The organism is Aquimarina atlantica, assembly GCF_000626715.1.
GTDB classification, from domain to species: Bacteria; Bacteroidota; Bacteroidia; order Flavobacteriales; family Flavobacteriaceae; genus Aquimarina; species Aquimarina atlantica.
Genome location: NZ_AQRA01000002.1, coordinates 219,699 through 244,206, shown reverse-complemented (window position 1 = coordinate 244,206; position 24,508 = coordinate 219,699). Strand labels below are relative to the sequence as shown.

The window sequence follows — 24,508 nt, the reverse complement described above, 5'->3', positions numbered from 1 at the left end:
AATTCATTTTTTTATATAAAAGGACATAGGAAATAAACATAACAATACTATAACCACTACACTAGCGTTTCTGGTTATTTACCCATCAACTAAATATGCTATCCATGCAAAAAATACAATTGACTTTTTCAGTTCTTCTTTTTTGGATTACTTTTTTCACGATTCTACCATATACTACTCATGCGCAAGTAAAAAAAGATACTTTATTGGCTTCACAATACTTTAAAAAGGCGGATTCATTATTTACAGAAGGAAATTTAAAAAATGCAGTCGAATATTTTAATAAAGCACTACCTATTTATGAAAAAGCAACCGTTTGGGGAAAAGTAGCTGATTGTTATAATAAAATATCCAGTATTCAGAAGTACAAGTCTGATTTTAAAGAATCTTTAGAAAGTGCAAATAATGCACTAAAGATTTGCAATCAATATTTAAAAAGTAATAATAAGCACAAAGCTAATGCATATGATAATATAGGACATTATTACGAGCAAAGTATATCTGATTATAAGACCGCAGCAGAATATTTTAATAAGGCTTTTCGAATACGAAACAAAATTTTTCCTAAAAATCATGAAAGTATAGCACTATCCTTTGATAAAATAGGGGTGTTATACCATAGACAGGGTTTAATTTTAAAAGCTTTAGAAAATTATAAAAAATGCCTGGATATAAGAATTAAAGTATTTGGGGAGAACCATGTTATTACCTCCGAATCTTATTCTAGAATTGCTCTGGTGTATAACAATCAAGGAAAGTACCATGAGGCAATATCTTATTATAAAAAAGCAATAGAAATTAATATTCAAACTTATGGAGAAAATCACATCCAATTAGCCAAATTATATTCTAGGCTTGCAGATATTTATCAGTATCTTTCAGAGTATGAAGAAACAGAACGCCTTTTAAAAAAAGCATTAAAAATTCGCACCAATAAGAAAGCCGAAAATCGTGAAAATCTAGCATTTCTATATTATGATTTTGGAACTTTATATAAGGATACTGGAAAATATGATTTATCTATTCGCTTCTATGAAAAAGCATTAGCATTAGAACTTGAATTATTTGGAGAAGAAAATATTTATGTAGCCAATACATACTATAGCTTAGGTTTATTATATGGGAAAATGGGTTTTAACAATAAAAAATTAGAGTATCAATACAAATCACTAGAAATATACTTAAATAAAGGAAGGAAAAATGCGAATATTGGTAAAATTTATAATAGCATCGGAAATGCATTGTCTGAGGAAGGAAGTTATGAAAAAGCGATGCAATTCTATAAAAAATCACGTGATATAGCTATTCAAAAATTTGGAGAAGATCATTATCAGGTAGCTACAGCTTCGTTTGGAATTGCAAGAATGCATTTTGTAAGAAAAGAATACCAAAAAGCATTAGAGTTATTTAATAAAGATCTATCTGTTGCCCTAAACAACTATGGAGAAAAGCATCCAAAAGTTGCAACAACGTATATTCATATTGGGAATATTAACCTCGCCAAAAAAGATTATAAAAATGCCTCCAAATATTATCTGAAAGCCTTATCGATAAATCAAAACAGATACGGAACTGATTATTACGAAATCACATCCATTTTAGACAAATTAGGTAATTTAAATCGAGAGATAGATAAGTATGATAAAGCGATAGACTATTTTAAGGAATCTTTAAAGATTCGTAAAAAAGCATATTCCAGCCCCAATAAATTTATTGCACAATCCTATATTAACATCGCGCAAACGTTTTTTGAATCTAAAGAATATCAAGGAGCTATACTGAATTTTGAACAAGCTGAAAAAGCAAATATCAAAAATGAGACGAATGACACTTATATTCTTAATTCTATTAATAATTACCTTGATTTAAAAAAACAATTAATAATATCAGAAGGTAAAGCCAAAACATATGTAGCCTTATACAAGCAAGGCCATAAAAACAATAATCTTAACAATGCTATTGTTGCTTACCAAAAAGCAGATACATTAATCAATCACATTCGAAAAACTCATACGAATTATAAAGATAAAATCGTTTTTTCTAAAAAAGTCAAAGAAGTATATCATGGAGCAATCACTGCTCAATTACTAGTATATAAAAATCAAAAAGATTCAAAAGCCTTAGAAGAAGCCTTTTATTACGCAGAAAAAAGTAAATCGAATACCTTAAAAGAATCTCTTACGAGTTCTAAAGCAAAGAACTTTGCCGGTTTACCCGAAAAAATAGTGGCTTTAGAAAAAAAATTAAGAAATTATAACTCTTTTTATCAATCAAAAATAATAGAAGAACAGTCTGAAAAACAAATTGACAGTTCAAAAATAACTCATTATGAAAGTGAATTATTCACTATTAACAGACGACAAGATTCTTTAACAAATGTTCTAGAAAAAGAATATCCTAAATACTATAAACTTAAGTATAAAAATGATATTGTAACTGTATCAAAAGTTCAACAACAATTAGACAATAAAACTACTGTATTGGAGTTTTTTACGGCAGATAGTGTTACCTATGCTTTTACTGTTTCTAAGAATAATATTAATGTACAAGAATTAAAAACACCTACACTAGAAAAAGACATTGTATCTTTTAGAAAAACCATTACCGATAAAAACTTAAATATATACCAAAAGGAAGGGTGTCAACTGTATAAAACATTGATTGAACCTATTCAAGATCAATTACAAGGAAATAGACTAATTATTATCCCCGACGGACCCCTATGGTATCTTAATTTTGATCTGTTATTAACAGATTATAGCTATTCTGAAGAAGAAAATACAATCATTCATCCTAAAGAGTATGCTCTTCTACTCAAAGACTATGCTATAACCTATGCGAATTCAACAAACTTATTATTTGATCAACAAACGTCAACTGTGCAAGATGATTTGAAACAAGAATGTCTTGCCTTTTCTTTTTCTAATACAACAGATACCATTTCCAAACCATTAATTAGCTTTAAAATTCTTAGAAGTGCTGGAACAGATCTACCAGGTACCAGAAAAGAAATCAAAGCCATTTCTGATATTATCGATGGTCAATACTATTATGGATCTGAAGCAACAGAAGCTAATTTTAAGAAAAATGTAAATCAATACAATATATTGCATCTGGCTTTACATGGGGAAGTGAATAACGAAAGACCTGAAAATTCGAAACTCTTTTTTACAAAAAATAAAGATAGCCTTGAAGATAACCTGCTATACTCTCACGAATTGTTTGCATTAAATATTCCTGCAGAGCTTACGGTACTTAGTGCCTGTAATACAGGAACAGGTAAGATTGCCAAAGGAGAAGGGATTATGAGTTTAGGTACTGCTTTTCAATACGCTGGAACTAAAAGTTTATTGCTAACAAGTTGGGCAGTTTCTGATGAAACTACACCAGCTTTAATGCAATACTTTTATGCTAATTTGAAGGAAGGAATGTTAAAAGATAAAGCTTTACAACAAGCCAAGCTACAGTATATAAACTCTAAAGAGTTTGAATACCTGGCAGAACCTTTTTATTGGGGAGGGTTTTACTTGGTAGGAGATACTACAGCAATGCAGTTTAATAACAATACCCAACTGTATTGGGTTTTAGGATTAGGAGCTGTAGCAGTTATACTTTTGGTTGTGTTTTTGTATAGGAGGAGAATAAAGAATGTAGAATTATAGATATACTTTTGCAGGCTTGTACTGAGCCCTTCGATAAACTCAGGACAGGCTTATCGATGGGCTATTATGTTATAATCTGAGTTTTTATGTAAGGATTTGACCTAAAAAAGCCGTCAAATTGAGTGGTTTTTCGTAGTGAAGCGGAGAAAAATTGTATCGAAATTAGGCTTTTGATGAAAAATTCACTTGTCTTCGATAGCTCTACTGAGCTTGGTCGAAGTACAATTTTCTATCAAAAATCACTCTGATTGACGTGAATTTTATTACGTCAGGTTTATACATTCCCTTAAATAAAACCGACCATTACTTAAGAGTTATGGATAATTCAAGTTAAATACTTACTTTTGTACAAGTTCTTTGGAATTCAAAATTGAGATAAAACACCATACTCCATAGTTTATGAATTTATGTTTAATTTTTAAAACTATGTATGATGAATTGGAAAATTCAAAAACTATTGAATGGTGAGACTATTGTCTCCAAAGAACCTGGTAATTCTATGTTACCCATCTTAAAATCAAAACAACCTGTACTACTTGAACCCGTACACTGGGAAGATTGCGAAGCAGGAGATATTGTTTTTTGTAAAGTGAGAGGGAACTGTTTTACGCATTTGGTTAAAGGAAAAAATGCTAAACGAGGATTACTAATCGGTAATAACCGAGGACGCCTTAACGGGTGGACCAAAAATGTATATGGTAAGGTAATCGAAATATTACCAATGCCATAGAGATAGCGCTGAGAGCGCTTTTTTTGTTTATATACACCACTTATTTATATACTATTTTACAAAGTAAATCTAAATGACTACCCGCAATAGAGGAAGAGAAGCTAGTGATGATCGATTGTTTGGAGAGTTACCGATGCAGGAAAAATTAAAAGCAGCAGCAAAAGATATGTTGTATCTCCTTTCTCGTGGTTATGCAGAAAAATCATCTGTACAATTGGTGGGGAATCGCTATAGACTTAATGCACGACAACAAAGGGCTTTGCATGGTATGAGTTGTAGTAAACAACAAATTGCGATTCGTAATAAAAATGGGGTAATGCCAAAAATGTTAAAAGGGCAAACCATAGCAATAGACGGATTTAACTTACTGATTATTCTCGAAAGCGCCTTGTCTGGAGCATATATTTTTAAAGGACTTGATGGATATTATCGCGATGTATCTGGTGTTCATGGTACCTATAAACGAGTTCAGAAAACAGAAGAAGCTCTTCTAATAATAGGAAATACACTTGATAAACTTGGAGTAAGTAAGGTACACTGGTATTTTGACGCTCCGGTTTCTAATAGCGGACGATTAAAAACAACACTTCGGGAATTAGCAGAGCAATATCATTTTTCCTGGAAAATAGATTTGGTTAATAACCCAGATAAGGAATTGGCAAGTTCAACACATATTGTAGTAAGCTCAGATGCGTGGATATTGGATAGAGCACAAAAAAATACGAATCTGGCCGCTTATCTCATTGATCATCATATCCAGCAGGCGAATATAGTATGTGCAGAATAACCAAACTAAGTAAGATATTTGTTTGGTATAATACTTCGAAATAAGAGTTCCCTAACTCAAAACTACCACTCACTCATTCTGTGTTTTGTAAAATAATATTGTGCTTTACTTTTGAGTAAACCAATGAGCATATAAACACTTTATCTACTATTTAAACTTGGAACAAGGGTTAAAAAAAAGTAAAATTCGAAAGGAAGAAATGTAGTGTTTAGGTATAGAAAAAAGATAATATAGGTTCATTCCTAAAATATATTTGATGGATGTTGGAGGAATAATTTTAGGTTGGTTTAGTGTGTGAAACGGATGCGGCAAGGGGTAGTCGTATCCGTTTTTGGTTAAAAAAAGAGCTTCTTATATAAGAAGCTCTTTTCTGGTTAAAATAAGGAAGAAGTCAGTAACTTGGTATCACCCTTTTTTATTTGGATCAAACCATTCTCCCCTAGCGTTGGTATATACCGTTTTAGTGTCGTTACCTATAGCAAGGATTAATTTGTAATTTCCAATCTTGTCGGTATAAGCTTCAGAAATACGAGCTTCTGGAAAATCTTTTTCAACAGCAGCTTTAATAATTTCAGAAAGCTTGTCTATTTTAACTTGTTTATAATCTTGCTGATTGGTAGAAGCTTCTGTTTTAGTAATGGGTAGAACTTCTTCGACTTCTTGTGCAGATACGGTTTCGAATGAAAATAGAACAACACATATAGCAGTTATGATACTTATCTTTTTCATGTTTTTTAGAATTAGTTTTGTTATTTTTTATGATATAAACAGAAATTATCATTCCAGAATACGAAATAGTATTTAAGATTCTGAATATTAGTTATTTGTGTTTTTTTATGTTTTTAACTTATCGTTTCAAAACTGTTGATCTGGACTGCCGATTGTAGATTTATTTCACATTTGGAAAAGAAAAGATGCAGAAGCATAGATTGCGTCTTAATCAGATTTATTATGATAATTTTTACACTAACTAAAAGAAGAGTTTCTACTTTTGATCATGAATTTATATTCTCAACTTAAAAATTTATAACCAAAAGAATGAAGTACACTACATTACCTGGTACAGATATACGAGTAAGTAAAATATGCCTGGGAAGCATGACCTGGGGAGAGCAAAACACCGAAGAAGAAGGACACCAGCAGTTGGATTATGCTATCGATAAAGGGATTAATTTTATTGATACGGCAGAGTTATATTCTGTACCGGCAAATAAGGAGACCCAGGGAAGTACAGAAAGAATTATCGGGACATGGCTAAAAAAAACAAATAAAAGGGATGAGGTAGTTATTGCTACAAAAATTGTAGGCCCGAGAGATTTTGTTAATCATATTCGTACGGGTGGTTTTACAAAAGCAGAATTTACTGATGCGATACATAAAAGTTTGCAACGCCTACAAACTGATTATATCGATCTGTATCAATTGCATTGGCCAGAACGAAATACCAATTTCTTTGGAGTTAGAGGTTATACACATGACGAAGCAGAGCAATGGGAAGACAATTTTGGTGAAGTATTAAATTATCTTCAGGAGTTTGTTGCAGCAGGAAAGATAAGACAAATAGGTCTTTCTAATGAAACACCTTATGGAGTAATGCGCTATGTTGAAGAAGCTCGAAAAGGAGCCCCAAAAATGATTACAGTTCAAAACCCGTATAATTTGTTAAACCGAAAAGATGAAGTAGGTCTTACCGAAGTTTTACATCGCGAAAATATCGGGCATTTACCCTACTCTCCTCTTGGTTTTGGACAATTAACAGGGAAATATCTCGAGGAAACCCCAAAAAATGCCAGAGTAACCTTATTTCCGCAATTTTCTAGATATCATAATGAGAAATCGTTTGAAGCGACAAGAGCGTATAATGAGATAGCAAAAAAACATGGTATAAGCTTAACTCAAATGGCTTTGGCGTTTATAAATGATCGTTCTTTTGTAACCAGCAATATTATTGGCGCTACATCACTGGATCAGTTAAAAGAAAATATTGGTAGTATCGATATCACCCTTTCTGATGCGATTTTAGATGAGATTGAGGCAGTTCATGAAAATAACCCTAATCCTGCTCCTTAACCAAATAAAAACTCAACTACATCTTCGATTTTGGTAACCATTTGAATCTGAATTCGAGTATTTTGTAGGGATATTTTATTGTATTTAGAAACAAAGATAGTAGAGAAACCTAGTTTCTCTGCTTCTTGTATACGTTGCTCTACTTTGGTTACCGGGCGTATTTCTCCTGCCAGGCCAACCTCTGCGGCAAAGCAAAAATCTTTGGGGATAGGAATATCCTCGCTTGAGGATAATATCGCAGCAACAACCGCCAGATCAATTGCAGGATCATCTACAGAGATGCCCCCTGTGATGTTAAGGAATACATCTTTGGCTCCCAACCTAAAACCAGCACGTTTCTCTAAAACTGCCAGGATCATATTAAGGCGTTTAAGATTGTACCCTGTTGCACTGCGTTGCGGGGTCCCGTATACCGCAGTACTCACCAAAGCTTGTACTTCTATCATGAGCGGCCTCATACCTTCTACGGTAGAAGCTATAGCAGTACCACTTAGTTCTTCTTCTTTTTTAGAAATTAGAATCTCGCTGGGATTCGTAACTTCTCGTAAACCGCTTCCCTGCATCTCGTATATTCCTAACTCAGAGGTAGACCCAAATCTGTTTTTTAAAGCACGCAAAATTCTGTATACATGATTTCGATCTCCTTCAAACTGTAGTACGGTATCAACCATATGCTCCAGAATTTTCGGGCCAGCGATATTGCCATCTTTTGTGATATGACCAATTAATAGTACAGGCGTTGCCGTTTCTTTGGCAAACTTGATTAATTCTGTAGTGCATTCTCTGATCTGTGAAATACTTCCTGCACTACTTTCTATATAATCACTATGTAAGGTTTGGATAGAGTCTATAATAACAATATCGGGTTCAGTCTCTTCAATTTGCCTAAAGATATTTTGAGTTTTGGTTTCGGTAAGAATTAAGCAATTGTCTGTTTTAGAGTGAATACGTTCTGCACGCATCTTGATTTGTTGCTGGCTTTCTTCTCCAGAAACATATAAAGTTTTATAGGGTAATTTAAGACTAATTTGTAGTAACAATGTACTTTTTCCTATTCCGGGTTCACCCCCCAGTAGTGTTAAAGAACCAGGTACCAATCCTCCTCCGAGTACCCGATTTAGTTCGGCATCATCAGTATTATACCGGGCTTCTTGGCTAGTGTCAATTTCTGAAATTCGTAAGGGCTTAGCTGTTCTATTTGTTTTAGGACTAGATGTAGCACTTTTCCAATCACTGGTCGAAGCTTTTTGAACGATTTCTTCGGCAATAGTATTCCACTCTTTACAAGAGGTACATTGCCCTTGCCATTTAGAATATTGTGCGCCACAATTCTGACAGAAAAAAACGGTTTTGGTCTTAGCCATAGAAGATTGATAAGAGTGTAAAAATACTATTATTTTAATAATACAGTATACAAAAATGAACTCGTAAAATAAGGATCAAATATTTTTGTTTGGATTTCAAAAACCAACTTTTTTAATTAAAAATATAGTATATTTAGTACTTAACCAATAATAGTATATAATCATGAAAATTCTAAAATTAACAGGGGTAAAACCAATATGTAAAATTGCTCAAAAAGAAATTAACGGAGGGGGAAGACCCAACTGTATTGATCGTGCATGCATGGGAGCCTGTATGCAAACGGGTCAGACACCTTACGAGTGTTATATCGAATGTATGATTTGTTAAAATCAATAGCATTTAAAAAACAAAAAGATCCTGAAAACAGGATCTTTTTTTATGCGTGTGGCTGGTAGGTTTACCAACCAAAATCTTCTTTAATTTTGTTAACTTTATCCAGCATATAATCTTTGGTTAAGAAAGCAACTTCAGAAAGTTGAAAACCACTTTCATAAGCTCTCATAGCTTTTTTAGGCTCTCCTGTTTGTTCATAGAACATACCTAAATAATAATATCCTAGCATTAAATCAGAATGCTCTTTTATAGCTAGCTTACCTAATGGTTCTAATTCAGACCAATTTTCCTTTTTTTCGAGAGCAGTAGATACTGCAACAAAATCATTGATTCTTATTTTACGCTTAATACCATATAGTTTTTCTGTAGTTTTATACATATCTACAAGATAGTCATAGGGCGAAGTTTCTAGTGTAAGAAGAACTTCTTTATATGTTTTCTTGCTTATAGGGCGATACATTTCAAAAATACCTTCGAGAGCATTAGGAATAGCTTTTCCAACCAAAGTATAATGAGAAGATTCTTCGAAGTTATCAAAGAGATAGCTCATTTCAGGATTTTCTATTACAGATAACTTCTCATCTAATGCAATGAGACTCTTTTTGATATTGTCGGCATCATTAGTTGCAGTAGCCAGATAATACCAAATATCAGAAGAGGTTTCTAATTTGCTCGAAATTCGATCCCCCATTGGTGGCCCTAATTCTGGACTAATACATATATATCCCTGAAAAATTGGATTGTCTTTAAATAAGAAGTAATTTATAAAATTAGCAGTATAATCATGCCCAACAATAATTTTAAGTTGTGCAGTACGATAAGTTTCATTAAGATAAGGAACTAGTTCTTGTCCTATAAATTCATAGAATTCTGCTCCTTTTAGCGTAGGTAAAAACTCTGCAGTATCATACCTGCAATCATCTTCTCTGGTTTTTCTTTGGTTAACACCAACAACAATTGATTCTGGCATATCTTCCCAATAGGAAAAATAATCTACGTTTCCGGCAACAGGTTCAAATAAGTAATCCCCATCAAGAACAATAATCAAGGGGTATATTTTGTCTTCATTTTTCTTATAATTACGCGGAAGCTGAATTTTTAACTCTCTACTTTGGTCTAATTTGATAGATCTGAAAGACTCATATATTGTTTGTCCATAACTGGAAACAGCAAAAATACAAGCTATAATAAGAGTCACACTTTTTTTCATAAGTATTAGGATTAAGGTTAAGCAAGGGACAATATATAAATTATTTCCTTATGGTTCTCTGTTTAAAATAGGGAGAAACAAAAAGGATAACGCCCCAATGATTATATTTATTGCGGTCTGTGAGGCCCACAATATCCAGCCAAAAGCTTCTCCTGCTGGTTTTTCGATATCAAAAAGTAATAAAATTGCAGCAATAGCGATAGGAAATGCACCAATGCCTCCATTAGTAGTAGACATGGCAAATGATCCTGCTACAAAGGTGGCCAATATAGGACCTATAGATAAAGAGGTAGTTTCGGGAACCGTAAATTTAATAACATAAAACATCAAGACATAAAGTGTCCATATAAGAAAAGAGTGAAACACAAAAGCTCCTTTTTGCTTTATCTTAGAAATACTTTTTACTCCTTCTAGAAGACCATTTCCAAAATTTCGCAATTTGATAAGTATTGGATTACTAGAAGTTTTTATGATTTTCAGAAATAGTATTCCGACAAGTAGTAGTCCTAGTAAAATAGCAAGAGTGATAAAAGGGCTTGCAATTTTTTCTTCTAAGTATGATAAAAGAAGTTCTGATTGAAAAAGTAGTGTGATACCAATCACTAATAAAAGCATAAGCAAATCAATAACTCGTTCTGAGATAATGGTTCCAAAAGCTTTTTTAAAAGGAACACCTTCATATGTTGATATCGTACCACCACGTAGAATTTCGCCGGATCTTGGGATGCCCAGATTCGCAAGGTATCCCACCATAACAGCCATAAAACTATTTGATAGCTTGATTGGGTATCCTAAAGGTTCTAATAAAAACTTCCACCGGTATGCTCTTGAGATATGGGAGATAATTCCCATGATTACAGAAAGAATAATCCATTTAGGATCTGCTTGTGTAATATACTGAAGCGTTTTTTGTCTTTCTTCTGGGGTTGCCGAAGCGATAGAATACCAAATTAAAAAAACTCCCAATGCTAAAGGGAGTATAATTTTAAGAAACTTTATAAGTTTAGGGTTCACTATCTATTTTAATAAGTTATTTTCCTCGTTAGGAAAAAGAAGTCTTGGTTTGAAGTTTTTGGCTTCTTCAATATCCATCATGGCATAGGTGATTAGTATCAATACGTCTCCTTTTGCTACTTTTCGAGCGGCAGCACCATTTAATGTAATTTCACCACTATTTCTAGGTCCCGGGATAGCGTAAGTTTCTAAACGCTCTCCATTATTATTATTTACAATCTGTACCTTTTCTCCTTCAACAATATTAGCAGCATCCATTAGATCTTGATCTATTGTTATACTACCTATATAATTAAGATCGGCACCAGTCACCTTAACGCGATGAATTTTTGATTTTACTACGTGTACAAACATGTTACAAAGTTAGTTATTTTTTAATTTAGGGCAATGTTATCAATGAGTCTTATTTCTCCTGCAAATACAGCTATAAAAGCTCTGTATTTAGTGTCTTTTTGTTTTCGTTTAATGGACTTTAAGTCAGATACCTTTGCAATTTCAAAGTATTCTAATTTTAACTCATCATTGTTTTCGAATTGTTCTGATATCCATTTGTTTAAGGTAGTAACACTTTTTGTGCCAAAGTCTTTTTTTACTTGTTTCAGAGTTGAATAAATCAGAGGAGCTTCGCTAAGCTGTTTTTGATTAAGCCTTTTATTTCGTGAGCTTAAAGCTAATCCACTTTCTTCTCTATAAATAGGGCAGCCAATAATTTGAACTGACATTTTTTCAATTTCAACTAATTTTTTAACAATTTGAAGTTGTTGAAAATCTTTTTCGCCAAAGTAGGCTTTACCTGGATTAACAATAGTAAAGAAATGTTTTAAGACAGTCCCGACTCCATCAAAATGACCAGGTCTGTATTTGCCCTCCATTTCATTTTCTAACCCTTCAAAATCATATTTAATTGATAACATTTCATCTCCATACACCTCTTTTGGGGTTGGAGCGAATACAATTATTTCTTTAGATAATTTGGATAAAAGTTCAATATCAGCATCCAAAGTTCGGGGATAATTAACTAAATCTTCGCTAGTATTAAATTGTGTAGGGTTTACAAAAATGCTAACTACAACTTTTTGATTTTCCTTGAGAGCTCTTTCTATCAGTGCAAGATGGCCCTTATGCAATGCTCCCATTGTAGGAACAAATCCAATAGTTTTGTTTTGCTTATTAAAAGCTGCAACATCGTTTAGTATATCTCGTCTTTTTCCGTGTACCCGCATTGGTGTATAACTTAAAGGCGTGCAAAAATAAGATATTACTGGCAGACTGCATAAATTTTCGTAATTTTGCAAAATTAATTCCAAAAGGAGGACGATAAAAGTATCGATTATATGAAAGATAAGAGGATATTGTATGTATCATCAGAAGTAATACCTTACCTGCCAGAGACTGAAATCTCATCTATGTCTTTTGAAGCACCAAGAATGGTAAACAATAAGGGAGGGCAAATAAGAATTTTTATGCCTAGATATGGCAATATCAATGAGAGGAGGCACCAGTTGCATGAAGTAATTCGGCTTTCGGGTATGAATTTAGTAATTAATGACTTGGATATGCCTCTTATTATTAAAGTTGCTTCGATTCCAAAAGAACGAATGCAAGTTTATTTTATCGATAATGAAGATTATTTTAAAAGAAAAGCAACGTTAACCGATGAAGAAGGAAAATTATTTCCGGATAATGATGAGCGAGCAATCTTTTTTGCCAAGGGAGTGATTGAAACAGTTAAAAAATTAAACTGGTCACCAGATGTGATTCATGTACATGGATGGTTAGCTTCTCTTTTGCCATTATACTTAAAGAATTATTATGCTAATGAACCTCTTTTTGGTCAAAGTAAAATTGTTACTTCGGTGTATGATAATGGTTATGATGGCATATTGGATAAGAATATGATGGAAAAAGTGAAGTTTGATGGGATAGATGAAGAAAAAATAAGTGATTTAGCTCAACCAACATATAGTAATCTTATGAAGGTGGCTGTTGATAATTCAGATGCTATTATTGTGGGGTCTGAAGAAATCCCATCTGAGCTTGTTGAACATTTAAAAACAATAGACCAACCAGTTTTAGAATATAAAAAACCAGATGAATTTGCTGATGCCTATGAAACCTTCTATCAGACAGAGGTATTGGTGTAAGCAAAACGACGAAATTATTTATGAAATTGAAGAATATTTTAATTAGAATAACGGTTATAGTAGCTGTTGTTTTTAGCTTTTTGTCTTGTAACGATGATTTTGATTCTGTTGGTAGTGAGGTTGTTGGAGACGTTAATTTTGAAGACAAACAGTACTCTGCAGTTCCGATAGCATATAGTAAAAAATTCGAAAGAGTACGTACAAACAGTTTACCAATTGATCAACAAGGAACTACGCATTCTAATTTATTAGGAGTCTATAATGATCCTATATATGGACAATCGGTATATAGTATTTTATCTCAGATTCAACCCTCAAAATTAAATCCAACTTTCGGAACTAATCCAGTATTAGACAGTGTTGTTTTTAGTTTACCATATATTAGTACTGCGATAAGCACAGCATCGGTTCAGATAGGTAATGTTACAGAGACAGCAACTACCTATAGATTAGATTCAATTTATGGAAACCAACCTGTTAAACTGTCGTTGTATAAATCTAATTACTTTTTAAGAGATTTTGATCCAGAATCTAATGAAAGACAAGTCTTTTATTCTAATGATGTCGAAACTAATTTTGGAGCAGAAGTAGAACAAACGTTGCTATACACCAATAATAATTTTGTTCCTTCTGCTAAAGAAATTATTACAACAACCGAAACCGTAACCAATGGGGAAACTACAACCAAAAGGGAGAGATTAACTCCTAGATTAAGGGTTGAGCTTCCGGATGAAGCAAAAACTCTGTTTTCAACATTGTTCCTGGATAAAGCAGGTAGCCCAGAACTTAGTAATGTAAATAATTTCAGAAATTATTTTAGAGGAATTTATATTAAGGTAGAACCTGTAAATAATAATGGAAATTTAGTATATCTTAACACAAGAAATGCTCAGATAACCCTTTATTATAGTTTTGAAGAAACCTCAAATGATGTTACTACAACTAAGCAGGATAAACTGGATTTAAATTTTACTAATACTTTTATAAACGCTATAAAAACTACTTTAGATCCAACGATTGCAGAAGAGCTAAAAGAGGAGAATCAGGATACGGTAAACGGAGAGGATAATTTGTATCTAAAAGGAGGTGATGGTTCATATGCAGTGATCGATTTATTTGGAGGTAATATTACTAATGAAAATGGTGAAGAAGAAAATGAGCTTAGTTTCTTAAAAAGACAAGATTGGTTAATTAACGATGCAAGTCTAAAATTATATATCAACCAGAATAAAGTAACTGGAGGAGATACAGAACCCGAAAGAATCTTCATATTTAATATTGAGACAGGAGCAGTTCTTCTTGATTATTTTCTGGATGGTAGTGCTAGTGTAGAAACTCCATTGACTTCTGTCGTTAACCATTTGGGAAGAATCAGTCGTGATTCTGATAAGAATGGAGAATTTTATAGAATAAAAATGACACAACATGTCCTAAACATTTTAAAAGGTGAAATTGAAAATGCTAAACTAGGAGTGTCAGTGTCTCAAAACGTAAATATAATAACAAACGCAATAGGTGATACCCCCACAACTAAGAATGAGATAATTCCCTCCTCATCAATAGTTTCCCATGAAGGGACAGTGCTCTACGGAAATGGAGTAAATGTTCCCGAATCAAAACGTTTAAAACTTGATATTTTTTATACATCATCAAAGGAAAACTAACAATATTTTAAAAACTTAAATTATGTGCGGAATTGTAGGGTACATAGGGCATAGAGAAGCCTATCCAATTGTTTTAAAAGGGTTAAAAAGATTAGAATACAGAGGCTATGACTCTGCTGGGATAGCTCTTTACGATGGAAAAGACATTAAATTGTCTAAAACCAAAGGAAAAGTAGCAGATCTGGAAAAGCGATTATTAAAAGAAATTCCTACAAAAGGAACTATAGGAATAGGACACACCAGATGGGCTACACACGGAGTTCCTAATGATGTAAATTCGCATCCGCATTATTCTAACTCGGGTAATTTGGTAATGATTCATAACGGAATCATAGAAAATTATGACGCTCTTCGTAAAGAGTTGATAAATAGAGGGTATACGTTTACTTCAGAAACCGATACAGAAGTATTGGTAAATCTTATAGAAGATGTAAAGACCAAAGAAAATGTAAAATTGGGTAAAGCAGTTCAAATTGCTTTAAATCAAACCATAGGGGCTTATGCAATAGCTGTTTTTGATAAGCAAAAACCAGATGAAATTGTTGTCGCAAGATTGGGTAGCCCACTAGCTATTGGTGTTGGTGAAGATGAATTTTTTATTGCTTCTGATGCATCTCCTTTTATAGAATATACGAATAATGCAATTTACCTCGAAGATGGTGAAATGGCAGTTGTGAGAAGGAATAAGGGAGTTAAGGTAAGGAGTATTAAAGACGATAAACTTGTAGATCCATATTTACAAGAATTGCAAATTAATCTCGAGCAAATAGAAAAAGGAGGATACGATCATTTTATGCTCAAAGAAATTTATGAGCAGCCTAATGCGATTAGTGATACTTATAGAGGTAGAATGAGAGTTGCAGAAGGGATTATAAAAATGGCAGGTATCGATGATAACCTTGCTAAATTATTAAATGCAAAACGCATTATTGTTATTGCTTGTGGTACTTCATGGCACGCTGGTTTAGTAGCAGAATATATTTTTGAAGAATTGGTTCGTATACCTGTCGAGGTAGAGTATGCATCAGAGTTTAGATATCGAAACCCGGTAATACATCAGGATGATGTTGTAATTGCAATATCACAAAGTGGTGAGACAGCAGATACAATGGCTGCAATTAAACTTGCTAAAGAAAATGGAGCTTTTGTTTTTGGAGTCTGTAATGTAGTGGGGTCCTCAATCTCTAGAGAAACTCATGCCGGAGCTTATACTCATGCCGGACCAGAAATAGGAGTCGCTTCTACTAAAGCATTTACTACTCAAATAACAGTGCTATCTTTAATAGCATTAAAACTGGCAGAGAGAAAAGGAACAATTTCTAATAGTGATTTTCATTATTACTTGCAGGAATTAGAGAGAATTCCAGAAAAAGTTAAAAAAACTTTAGAGTCTAATGATCACATTAAGTTTATTGCAGATACCTATAAAGATGCAAAAAATTTCCTGTATTTAGGTAGAGGATATAATTTCCCTGTTGCTTTAGAAGGAGCTTTAAAATTGAAGGAAATATCATATATACATGCAGAAGGATATCCGGCCGCAGAAATGAAACACGGACCAATTGCATTAATTGATGAACAAATGCCAGTTGTTGTAATAGCGACCAAAAAAGGACACTATGAAAAAGTGGTGAGTAATATTCAGGAAATTAAATCCAGAAAAGGAAAGATTATCGGGATTGTTACAGAAGGAGATGTTACTGTAAAGGAACTGGCTGATCATGTTATTGAAATACCAGAAACAGAAGAATTTTTAACACCTCTTCTTGCAACTATACCACTGCAATTATTGTCATATCATATTGCGGTCATGTTGGATAAAAATGTAGATCAACCAAGAAATCTTGCAAAGTCTGTAACCGTAGAATAGCGAGTTCTCTTAAATAAAGATCAACTAAAATATATAACCCTATCTGAAAATTTTTCGGATAGGGTTTTTAGCTTTTATTAGAACTTTTAATAAAGGTAGAATTATAAACAAAAAACCTTAAATGATGATAATGTTGTATAATGGTTTTTTTAGTAATGAAATCACAAAGTTTTAGCTATTTTATTGAATGATTGTTAAAAAAACGTATATTGTTGTCATAACTATTAAAACTTAGGGGCATGAAAAAAATTACATTAGTAATAATGATGATGGTATGCATTATTGCTACTGCACAAACAACAATTAGCGGAAAGGTTGTTGATGACGGTAACCAGCCTATTCCTGGAGCTAATATTACATTAAAAAACTCTTCTTCGGGAACAGTAACAGATTTTGACGGTATTTTTACTTTAACAGTTCAGGAATCACCCCCTTTTACAATAATAGCCAGTTCTGTGGGGTTTGAATCCTCATCAATGGATATATCTTCGCAAACTACAGGTTTAACAATTATATTGAAAGCAGGTACAGAACTTGATGAAGTAATCATTTCGGCTTCCAGAACACCAGAGCGTATCTTCGAATCCCCGGTGAGTGTTGAACGTTTCGGAATTAAAGAAATTAAAAATACACCTTCGGTAGATTTCTACGATGGATTAGAAAACCTTAAAGGAGTAGATATTAATACTAACAGTTTAACGTTTAAATCGATTAATACCAGAGGGTTTGCAACATTTGCAAATACTCGTTTTGTTCAATTAGTAGATGGGATGGATAACACTGCACCAGCTCTTAATTTTGTGTTAGGAAACCTGTTAGGGATGACCGAACTAGATGTTAATAGTGTAGAACTACTGCCAGGAGCATCTTCTGCATTGTATGGAGCAAATGCTTTTAATGGAATTCTGTTCATGACGAGTAAAAACCCATTTGACCACCATGGGATAAGTGCGTATTTTAAAGGCGGAATTACCTCGCAAGAAGCAGCAGGAGATAATGAATTTTATGATTACGGAATTAGACTTGCGCATAAGTTCTCAGAGAAATTCGCTGCAAAAGCTAATTTCTCGTATCTGCGAGGTACAGATTGGTTCGCAACCAATACCATTAATGTTTTAAACCCGGCTACAAATAGATTAGACCCTAATTATGATGGGCTTAATGTATATGGAGATGAGGTAAGTACAAATATAAGAGGTGTAGGAGAAGCTCTTGTAAATAGAGGGATTTTACCGGCTGGAGCCGAAAACCTGTTGCCAGACGAAAGTGTTAGTAGAACAGGGTATAATGAGCAAGACTTAAATGCTAATAAAGCAGAAAGTATAAAATTTGATGCGGCATTGCACTATAGACCATTTGCTAATGATTTTGAAATTATTTATAACGGAAAAGTAGGTAGAGGAACTACAATTTATCAAGGAGCAAATCGATATTCGATTCGCAACTTTTTCTTACAGCAGCATAAATTAGAATTTAAGAATAATAACTTTTTTGTTAGAGGGTATTTAACAGATGAAAGTGCAGGAGATTCTTATGATATACGATTTACCGGAATTAATATTAATAGAAAATGGAAAGACGACCAAACCTGGTTTGGTGAATATGCAGGTGCATTTGTTCAGGCAACATTAGCTGGACAATTGCCAGAACAAGCCCATCTTATTGCAAGACAAACTGCAGATACAGGCCGATTTATACCGGGAACACCAGAGTTTGGACAAGCTTTTCAAGCAGTAACCAGTGATCCAAATCTATTAACCGGATCAAAATTTCAAGATGCTACTCAACTAAGACATGTAGACGTTAATTATAATTTGAGTCATATTACGGGAGATTTTGCAGATATTCAGGTAGGAGGATCGTTTAGAGAATATAAATTGAACTCTTCGGGCACAATCTTTACAGATTTTGATGGGCCTATTAGGTATTCTGAATACGGAGCATACACACAAATTCAGAAAAAAATTGCAGATGAAAGAGTAAAAGTAACAGGGTCTGTGAGATATGATAAATCAGAATTGTTCGATGGTAATTTATCGCCTAGATTATCCATAGGATATACCCTGGGTACTGAAAGAAATCATAATATCCGAGCTTCTGTGCAAACAGGATTTAGAAACCCAACTACACAGGATTTATATATTGGTTTGGATGTAGGACGTGCAATATTAGTTGGGTCAGCTAAAGATAATCTAGACAGAGATGTAAGGACATTTAGTGATTTAAGTGGTGCAGGAGAAACAATTGTAGGGTCAAATACTGTTACTATAACAGGAAGAGCCGCTTACGAAAACTCGTTTTCTGCTAGCTCTGTGGCAAATGGAGCGCCAGAGGCTTCTGGTGCAACCCTTGTTGAGCCAGAAAAAATCACTGCTTTCGAAGTAGGATATCGTGGTAAAGTAAAGAAATTTATTATTGATCTAAGCGGGTATTATAACCAGTATAAAGATTTTATATCTAATGAAAATGTGATTGTACCATTGTATGGCCAGGTGGGAGACGGAACATTATCACTTCTTGCATTACAGAACGATGATTTTAAAGTGTATCAAGCCTATACAAATTCAGATGTAGATATAAAATCTTTTGGAGCAACAATTGGTGTAAACACCAGAATTCCTGGAGATTTTGATTTAGGAGTTAATTACACATATGCCGAACAAGATTTTGATAAAGATAAAGATCCTGATTTCGTAACTAATTTTAATACTCCAAAACATAAAGTAAAAGCTACTCTTGGACATACAAATTTGTTTAAAAACTTTGGCTTTAATACAAGTTATCGTTGGAGTGATAGTTACTTCTGGGAAGCATCATTTGGAAATGGAAATATACCATCTTTCTCAGTTATCGATGCCCAGATAAATTATAAGATTCCAAAATTGAAAACTACTCTTAAGGCAGGCGCAACCAACATTGGAGGGGATGAATATTTTACGGCATTCGGAACTGGATTTATTGGATCCCAGTATTATATAGGTTTGTCAATAAATAATTTATAGGCTACGATTAAAAAACAATAAAAAAAGAACAAATGAATACTCAATATAAATGGTTAATACTTCTGTTAATTTTTGGATGTATTTCTTGCGAATCAGATGATGATGCCTCTACTACAGGAGGAGAAGTGGTAATTACCTCGGGGAATGCAGATTTTTCTAAATATGTTTCCTTGGGAAATTCTTTGGCTGCCGGATTTACCGATGGGGCTTTGTTTATTGCGGGACAAGAAAACTCGATGCCTAATATTTTGGCAAAGCAATTTGCTCTGGCAGGGGGAGGAGAATTTACACAACCTTTAATGAATGATAATATTGGGGGAGCTCTGGTAGGAGGAACTCCTACTTTAAACCCAAGATTTTATTTTTATAGTGATCCTAATCCAGATCCGCCTAATGAATCTGGACCACGATTATTAGGAACCACACCAGGAGATGATACTCCCGAAGTGCCCACCACAGAAATAACAAATGTAATATCAGGACCTTTTAATAATATGGGAATTCCCGGAGCCAAAAGCTTTCATTTACCTGCAGCAGGATATGGTAATGTGGCAGGGTTACCAAGTATGGCAAATCCTTATTTTGTGAGAATCGCTTCTAGCCCTACAGCATCTGTGCTTGGGGATGCTATGGCTCAGAATCCAACATTTTTCTCGTTATGGATCGGTAATAATGATGTCCTGGGATATGCTTTGTCAGGAGGAGACGGCACGGATCCAATTACAGATGAAACTATGTTTACACAAGCTTATAATGCAATAGTTACCACGTTAACTTCTGGTCAGGCAAAAGGAGTAGCGTTTAATATTCCTGATGTAACATCTATACCGCATTTTACAACTGTACCTTATAACCCTGTTCCTTTAGATGCTGCAACAGCAGGAGCGGTTAATCAGGGATATGCAGCCTATAATGCAGGATTATTGCAAGTAGAAGGGCTTGGAGGAATTGATGAAGCAGAAAGAAAAGCAAGGACAATCGAGTTTACAGCAGGGCAAAATGCAGTAGTAATTGAAGATGAAAGTTTAACAAATCTAACCGGGTCTGGCTTGCCAAATTACAGGCATGCTACAGCAGAAGATTTATTGGTATTACCAAGTTCTTCTTTTATAGGTACAACAGTTGGGGGGAATCCATCATTAATAAATGGGGTTTCGGTTCCTTTAGAAGATAAATGGGTATTAATACCTAGCGAACAACAGGAGATATCTGCTGCGACTACTACGTTTAATACTATAATAAGTACAGCGATACAGCAAGCTGGTTTAGCATTTGTAGATGCAAATACAATTCTTAAAGAAGCTTCAGAAAACGGAGTGATGTTTGATGATTTTTTACTGCAGGATGATTTGGTTTTTGGAGGTGCTTTTTCTTTAGATGGAGTGCACCCTACAGCTAGAGGCTACGCTTTTTTAGCAAATAAAGCAATAGAATCTATAAATACTACATATGGCTCTAATTTGCCAATGGTAAAAGCAGCAGACTACCCAACTTTTTACTCGCCTTTGTTAAAATAGAAGGTGTAATCTAATAATAAGGCCCACTATAGTATTCTAAAGTGGGTTTTTTTATGCTGTTTGCTGAATAGAATGAGAATTGTAATTTCTTTCTATTAATTGAAAATATATAGAAAGTAAAAAAGATATAATTATATACCCCAAAACTACAAACGTAGCTCCCTGAAAAATGGTATCAATATCAAACCAACTACCATAGTAAAATATAAAATATAATCCCATTGCAAGCTTAATGCATTCTGCAAATAAAGAAATTATATGTCGATCCATTAGTGATGTATAAGCGAATATTGAAATTGCCAGAAAGATAGCATAATTTACAATTTCGATAAACTCTAGATCGCCAACACTAATCAACAAATAATACATAAGTGCTACCGTAATTACAAGCTGAATCCATGACCACAATTTTAATACTAAAGAACTTTCTGTTTTATATTTTTGTCTGGAATAAGGATTAGTAATGATCTGTATAGGATATTTTTCTTTTACATCCTCTGGTCGCCATCCCGTAGGCATAAACCATATCCTAATTTTATCAAGCCAATTTTGAGTTCTCCAAGCATCTTTTAATATCCCCCATATGTGCATAAAATTGATAAAGAAAGGATTCCAGCTATTTACAGGTTTTTTTACACCATAAATCGGAGGTTTATCGGGTAATTCTTCTTGAAAAGTTCCAAAAAGTTTATCCCAAAAAATGAATATTTCAGAATAGTTTTTATCCAGATATTCATCATTAATAGCATGATGAACCCTGTGATGAGAAGGAGTAACAATAATATGCTCTAAAAACCCCATTTTGTTGATTAGCCGTGTATGATACCAAAATTGAGCAAAGAAATGAATAGGAGCAACAAATGCGACTATATTTGCCGGGATTCCAACTAATGCTAATGGGATATATAGAAAAAAATAAATAGCAACTATTGCCGACACATTTTGACGTAGAGCACATGCTAAATTAAACTCTTCACTACTGTGATGTATAATATGCCGGTTCCAGAATACATTTATGGTATGATTAAAACGGTGAGACCAATAGCCGACAAAATCCAACCCGATAAAGGTTAAAATATATATCAAAATTGTGGATTTAATTTCTATTAAAGCCAGATGTTCGACCATCCATTCGTAGCTTAAAATAATAACAGTAAGGCCTATCAGGCTTTTGAGCGTGTTTGTGATACCAGAACTAATACTCGAAATTGTATCCATACCTTCATTAACTGGTATTTTTTTCCACCTGCTAATTAAATATTCGATAAGTATAAGTACTATAAAGCCGGGTATTGCATAGCTTAATGCTGTTGCATAAGTTTCCATTTAACTAGTTTTATCTAAAAATAAGGAAAATATTTATTTCGAAAAACTAATTCATTTAAACAATTCAAAGCTACCATATAACCACAAAAAATGAGATGTTCTGGGAGTAGAAAAAAGAAGTGAAGAGCTACTTAAAAAAAACTAAAGAAATTGAGTTATTTTTTTCATTTTAAAAGACTATATTTGCAGCCTGAAAAAAGCTAGTATTCAGTATGGTTGAGTACTTGATTTTTTTAACATAGTTAAATACTAAACATTAAATAGTTATATAATGTCTAAAGTTACAGGTAAAGTATCTCAAATTGTAGGTCCGGTTATCGATGTAGAATTCGCAGCTGGTACTGAATTACCAAAGATTTATGATTCGTTAGAAATTAACAAAACAGACGGTAGTAAACTAGTGTTAGAGGTTCAGTCTCACATTGGTGAAGATACTGTGCGTACTATTGCAATGGATTCCAGTGATGGATTAAGCAGAGGAATTGAAGTAGTTGCAACTGGAGCTCCTATCCAAATGCCAATAGGTGGTGATGTATATGGACGTCTATTTAATGTAATTGGAGATGCGATTGATGGTCTTGGTGATCTTCCTAAAGCAGGAAAAGAAGGACTTCCAATTCACCGTCAAGCTCCTAAATTTGAAGATTTATCAACTTCTACAGAAGTTTTATTTACAGGAATTAAAGTAATTGATCTTATCGAGCCTTATGCAAAAGGAGGTAAGATTGGATTATTTGGTGGTGCCGGTGTAGGTAAAACGGTACTTATCCAGGAGTTGATTAATAATATCGCAAAAGGACATGGTGGTCTTTCTGTATTTGCAGGAGTAGGAGAAAGAACACGTGAAGGTAATGACCTTCTTCGTGAAATGCTAGAATCTGGAATTATCAAATACGGAGATGATTTTATGCACTCTATGGAAAGTGGAGGATGGGATCTTTCTAAAGTGGATAAAGAAGTAATGAAAGAATCTAAAGCTACTTTCGTATTCGGGCAGATGAATGAGCCTCCAGGAGCGCGTGCACGTGTAGCACTATCAGGTCTTACTATAGCAGAATATTTCCGTGATGGAGCTGGAGATGGACAAGGAAAAGATGTACTTTTCTTCGTAGATAATATCTTCCGTTTTACACAAGCAGGTTCTGAGGTATCAGCACTTCTGGGGCGTATGCCATCGGCGGTAGGTTACCAACCAACATTAGCAACAGAAATGGGTGTAATGCAAGAGCGTATTACTTCTACAAAGAAAGGATCGATTACATCTGTACAGGCAGTTTATGTACCTGCAGATGACCTTACCGACCCTGCACCAGCAACAACATTTGCTCACTTGGATGCAACAACAGTATTATCACGTAAAATTGCAGAGCTAGGGATTTACCCAGCAGTAGATCCATTAGATTCTACATCAAGAATCCTTACGGCAGATATTCTTGGAGATGATCACTACGATTGTGCTCAGAGAGTAAAAGAGTTATTGCAACGTTATAAAGAATTACAAGATATTATTGCAATTCTTGGTATGGAAGAATTATCTGAAGATGATAAACTAGCTGTAGGACGTGCTCGTCGTGTACAACGTTTCTTATCTCAGCCATTCCACGTAGCAGAACAATTTACAGGAATACCAGGAGTATTAGTAGATATTAAAGATACAATCAAAGGATTTAATATGATTATGGATGGTGAATTAGATCACCTGCCAGAAGCAGCATTTAACCTTAAAGGAACAATCGAAGAAGCTATAGAAGCTGGTGAAAAAATGTTAGCTGAGGCATAATCTGGTTAATTGTTTATGGTTGATAGTTTCTTAT

Annotated in this window: 18 protein-coding genes; 11 read left to right on the top strand and 7 right to left on the bottom strand. The window is 33.9% G+C overall.

Going from position 1 to position 24,508, the window contains the following annotated elements; translation table 11 throughout:
- Positions 1-104 precede the first annotated feature (104 nt).
- The 3 genes from ATO12_RS05540 (at position 105) to ATO12_RS05530 (ending at position 5,179) form a co-directional block, all read left to right on the top strand.
- Positions 105-3,662, top strand: coding sequence for a CHAT domain-containing protein (locus tag ATO12_RS05540; protein ID WP_034239893.1), 3,558 nt, complete (start codon positions 105-107; stop codon positions 3,660-3,662).
- Positions 3,663-4,095: 433 nt separating this feature from the next.
- The gene (locus tag ATO12_RS05535) at positions 4,096-4,392 is read left to right on the top strand and encodes a phage repressor protein (RefSeq protein WP_205625226.1); all 297 of its coding nucleotides are present in this window, start codon (positions 4,096-4,098) and stop codon (positions 4,390-4,392) included.
- Between the two features lie 73 nt (positions 4,393-4,465).
- Positions 4,466-5,179 carry a DUF434 domain-containing protein gene (locus ATO12_RS05530; protein WP_034239887.1) on the top strand — a complete coding sequence of 238 codons (714 nt, stop codon included), beginning with the start codon at positions 4,466-4,468 and terminating at the stop codon, positions 5,177-5,179.
- Positions 5,180-5,584: 405 nt separating this feature from the next.
- Here ATO12_RS05530 and ATO12_RS05525 read toward each other — a convergent pair whose 3' ends face one another.
- Positions 5,585-5,908 (bottom strand): hypothetical protein, encoded by a 324-nt coding sequence (locus ATO12_RS05525; RefSeq protein WP_034239884.1) that lies wholly within the window; start codon positions 5,906-5,908, stop codon positions 5,585-5,587.
- Positions 5,909-6,217: 309 nt separating this feature from the next.
- Here ATO12_RS05525 and ATO12_RS05520 point away from each other — a divergent pair, with 309 nt between their 5' ends.
- Positions 6,218-7,249: an aldo/keto reductase gene (locus ATO12_RS05520; RefSeq protein ID WP_034239881.1), complete on the top strand. Its 1,032-nt coding sequence runs from the start codon at positions 6,218-6,220 to the stop codon at positions 7,247-7,249.
- Here the strand turns inward: ATO12_RS05520 and radA are convergent.
- Positions 7,246-8,613: a DNA repair protein RadA gene (radA, locus tag ATO12_RS05515; RefSeq protein ID WP_034239879.1), complete on the bottom strand. Its 1,368-nt coding sequence runs from the start codon at positions 8,611-8,613 to the stop codon at positions 7,246-7,248. The genes ATO12_RS05520 and radA overlap by 4 nt on opposite strands.
- Positions 8,614-8,776: 163 nt before the next feature.
- Between radA and ATO12_RS25955 the strand changes: the two genes are divergently transcribed.
- Complete coding sequence (locus tag ATO12_RS25955; protein WP_165583339.1) at positions 8,777-8,941, top strand: hypothetical protein; 165 nt, start codon at positions 8,777-8,779, stop codon at positions 8,939-8,941.
- A gap of 70 nt (positions 8,942-9,011) precedes the next feature.
- On the opposite strand, the gene ATO12_RS05510 is transcribed toward ATO12_RS25955, so the two are convergent.
- The 4 genes from ATO12_RS05510 to panC are packed head-to-tail and all read right to left on the bottom strand — an operon-like array spanning position 9,012 to position 12,478.
- Positions 9,012-10,157, bottom strand: a complete 1,146-nt coding sequence (locus ATO12_RS05510) for an alpha/beta hydrolase (protein ID WP_034239876.1) — start codon at positions 10,155-10,157, stop codon at positions 9,012-9,014.
- Positions 10,158-10,205: 48 nt separating this feature from the next.
- Positions 10,206-11,171 (bottom strand): lysylphosphatidylglycerol synthase transmembrane domain-containing protein, encoded by a 966-nt coding sequence (locus ATO12_RS05505; protein ID WP_034239872.1) that lies wholly within the window; start codon positions 11,169-11,171, stop codon positions 10,206-10,208.
- Between the two features lie 3 nt (positions 11,172-11,174).
- Positions 11,175-11,525: an aspartate 1-decarboxylase gene (gene panD, locus ATO12_RS05500; protein ID WP_024768330.1), complete on the bottom strand. Its 351-nt coding sequence runs from the start codon at positions 11,523-11,525 to the stop codon at positions 11,175-11,177.
- Positions 11,526-11,545: 20 nt separating this feature from the next.
- Positions 11,546-12,478 carry a pantoate--beta-alanine ligase gene (gene panC / locus ATO12_RS05495; protein ID WP_316932915.1) on the bottom strand — a complete coding sequence of 311 codons (933 nt, stop codon included), beginning with the start codon at positions 12,476-12,478 and terminating at the stop codon, positions 11,546-11,548.
- 27 nt (positions 12,479-12,505) lie between these two features.
- Here panC and ATO12_RS05490 point away from each other — a divergent pair, with 27 nt between their 5' ends.
- The 5 genes from ATO12_RS05490 (at position 12,506) to ATO12_RS05470 (ending at position 21,368) form a co-directional block, all read left to right on the top strand.
- On the top strand, positions 12,506-13,315 hold the full coding sequence (locus ATO12_RS05490; protein WP_034239863.1) for a glycogen/starch synthase: 810 nt from the start codon (positions 12,506-12,508) through the stop codon (positions 13,313-13,315).
- Positions 13,316-13,335: 20 nt separating this feature from the next.
- Positions 13,336-14,979 carry a DUF4270 domain-containing protein gene (locus ATO12_RS05485; protein WP_034239860.1) on the top strand — a complete coding sequence of 548 codons (1,644 nt, stop codon included), beginning with the start codon at positions 13,336-13,338 and terminating at the stop codon, positions 14,977-14,979.
- Positions 14,980-15,001: 22 nt separating this feature from the next.
- Positions 15,002-16,849, top strand: a complete 1,848-nt coding sequence (gene glmS, locus ATO12_RS05480) for a glutamine--fructose-6-phosphate transaminase (isomerizing) (protein WP_034239858.1) — start codon at positions 15,002-15,004, stop codon at positions 16,847-16,849.
- Between the two features lie 239 nt (positions 16,850-17,088).
- Positions 17,089-19,851 carry a TonB-dependent receptor gene (locus tag ATO12_RS05475; protein WP_034239855.1) on the top strand — a complete coding sequence of 921 codons (2,763 nt, stop codon included), beginning with the start codon at positions 17,089-17,091 and terminating at the stop codon, positions 19,849-19,851.
- Between the two features lie 32 nt (positions 19,852-19,883).
- Positions 19,884-21,368: an SGNH/GDSL hydrolase family protein gene (locus tag ATO12_RS05470; RefSeq protein WP_034239851.1), complete on the top strand. Its 1,485-nt coding sequence runs from the start codon at positions 19,884-19,886 to the stop codon at positions 21,366-21,368.
- A 51-nt stretch (positions 21,369-21,419) separates the two neighbouring features.
- On the opposite strand, the gene ATO12_RS05465 is transcribed toward ATO12_RS05470, so the two are convergent.
- Entirely contained in the window at positions 21,420-22,694 is a 1,275-nt protein-coding gene (locus ATO12_RS05465) for a sterol desaturase family protein (RefSeq protein ID WP_034239848.1), read from the bottom strand.
- 271 nt (positions 22,695-22,965) lie between these two features.
- On the opposite strand from ATO12_RS05465, the gene atpD reads away from it, so the two are divergent.
- Positions 22,966-24,474 carry a F0F1 ATP synthase subunit beta gene (gene atpD / locus ATO12_RS05460; RefSeq protein ID WP_034239846.1) on the top strand — a complete coding sequence of 503 codons (1,509 nt, stop codon included), beginning with the start codon at positions 22,966-22,968 and terminating at the stop codon, positions 24,472-24,474.
- Positions 24,475-24,508: the final 34 nt, after the last annotated feature.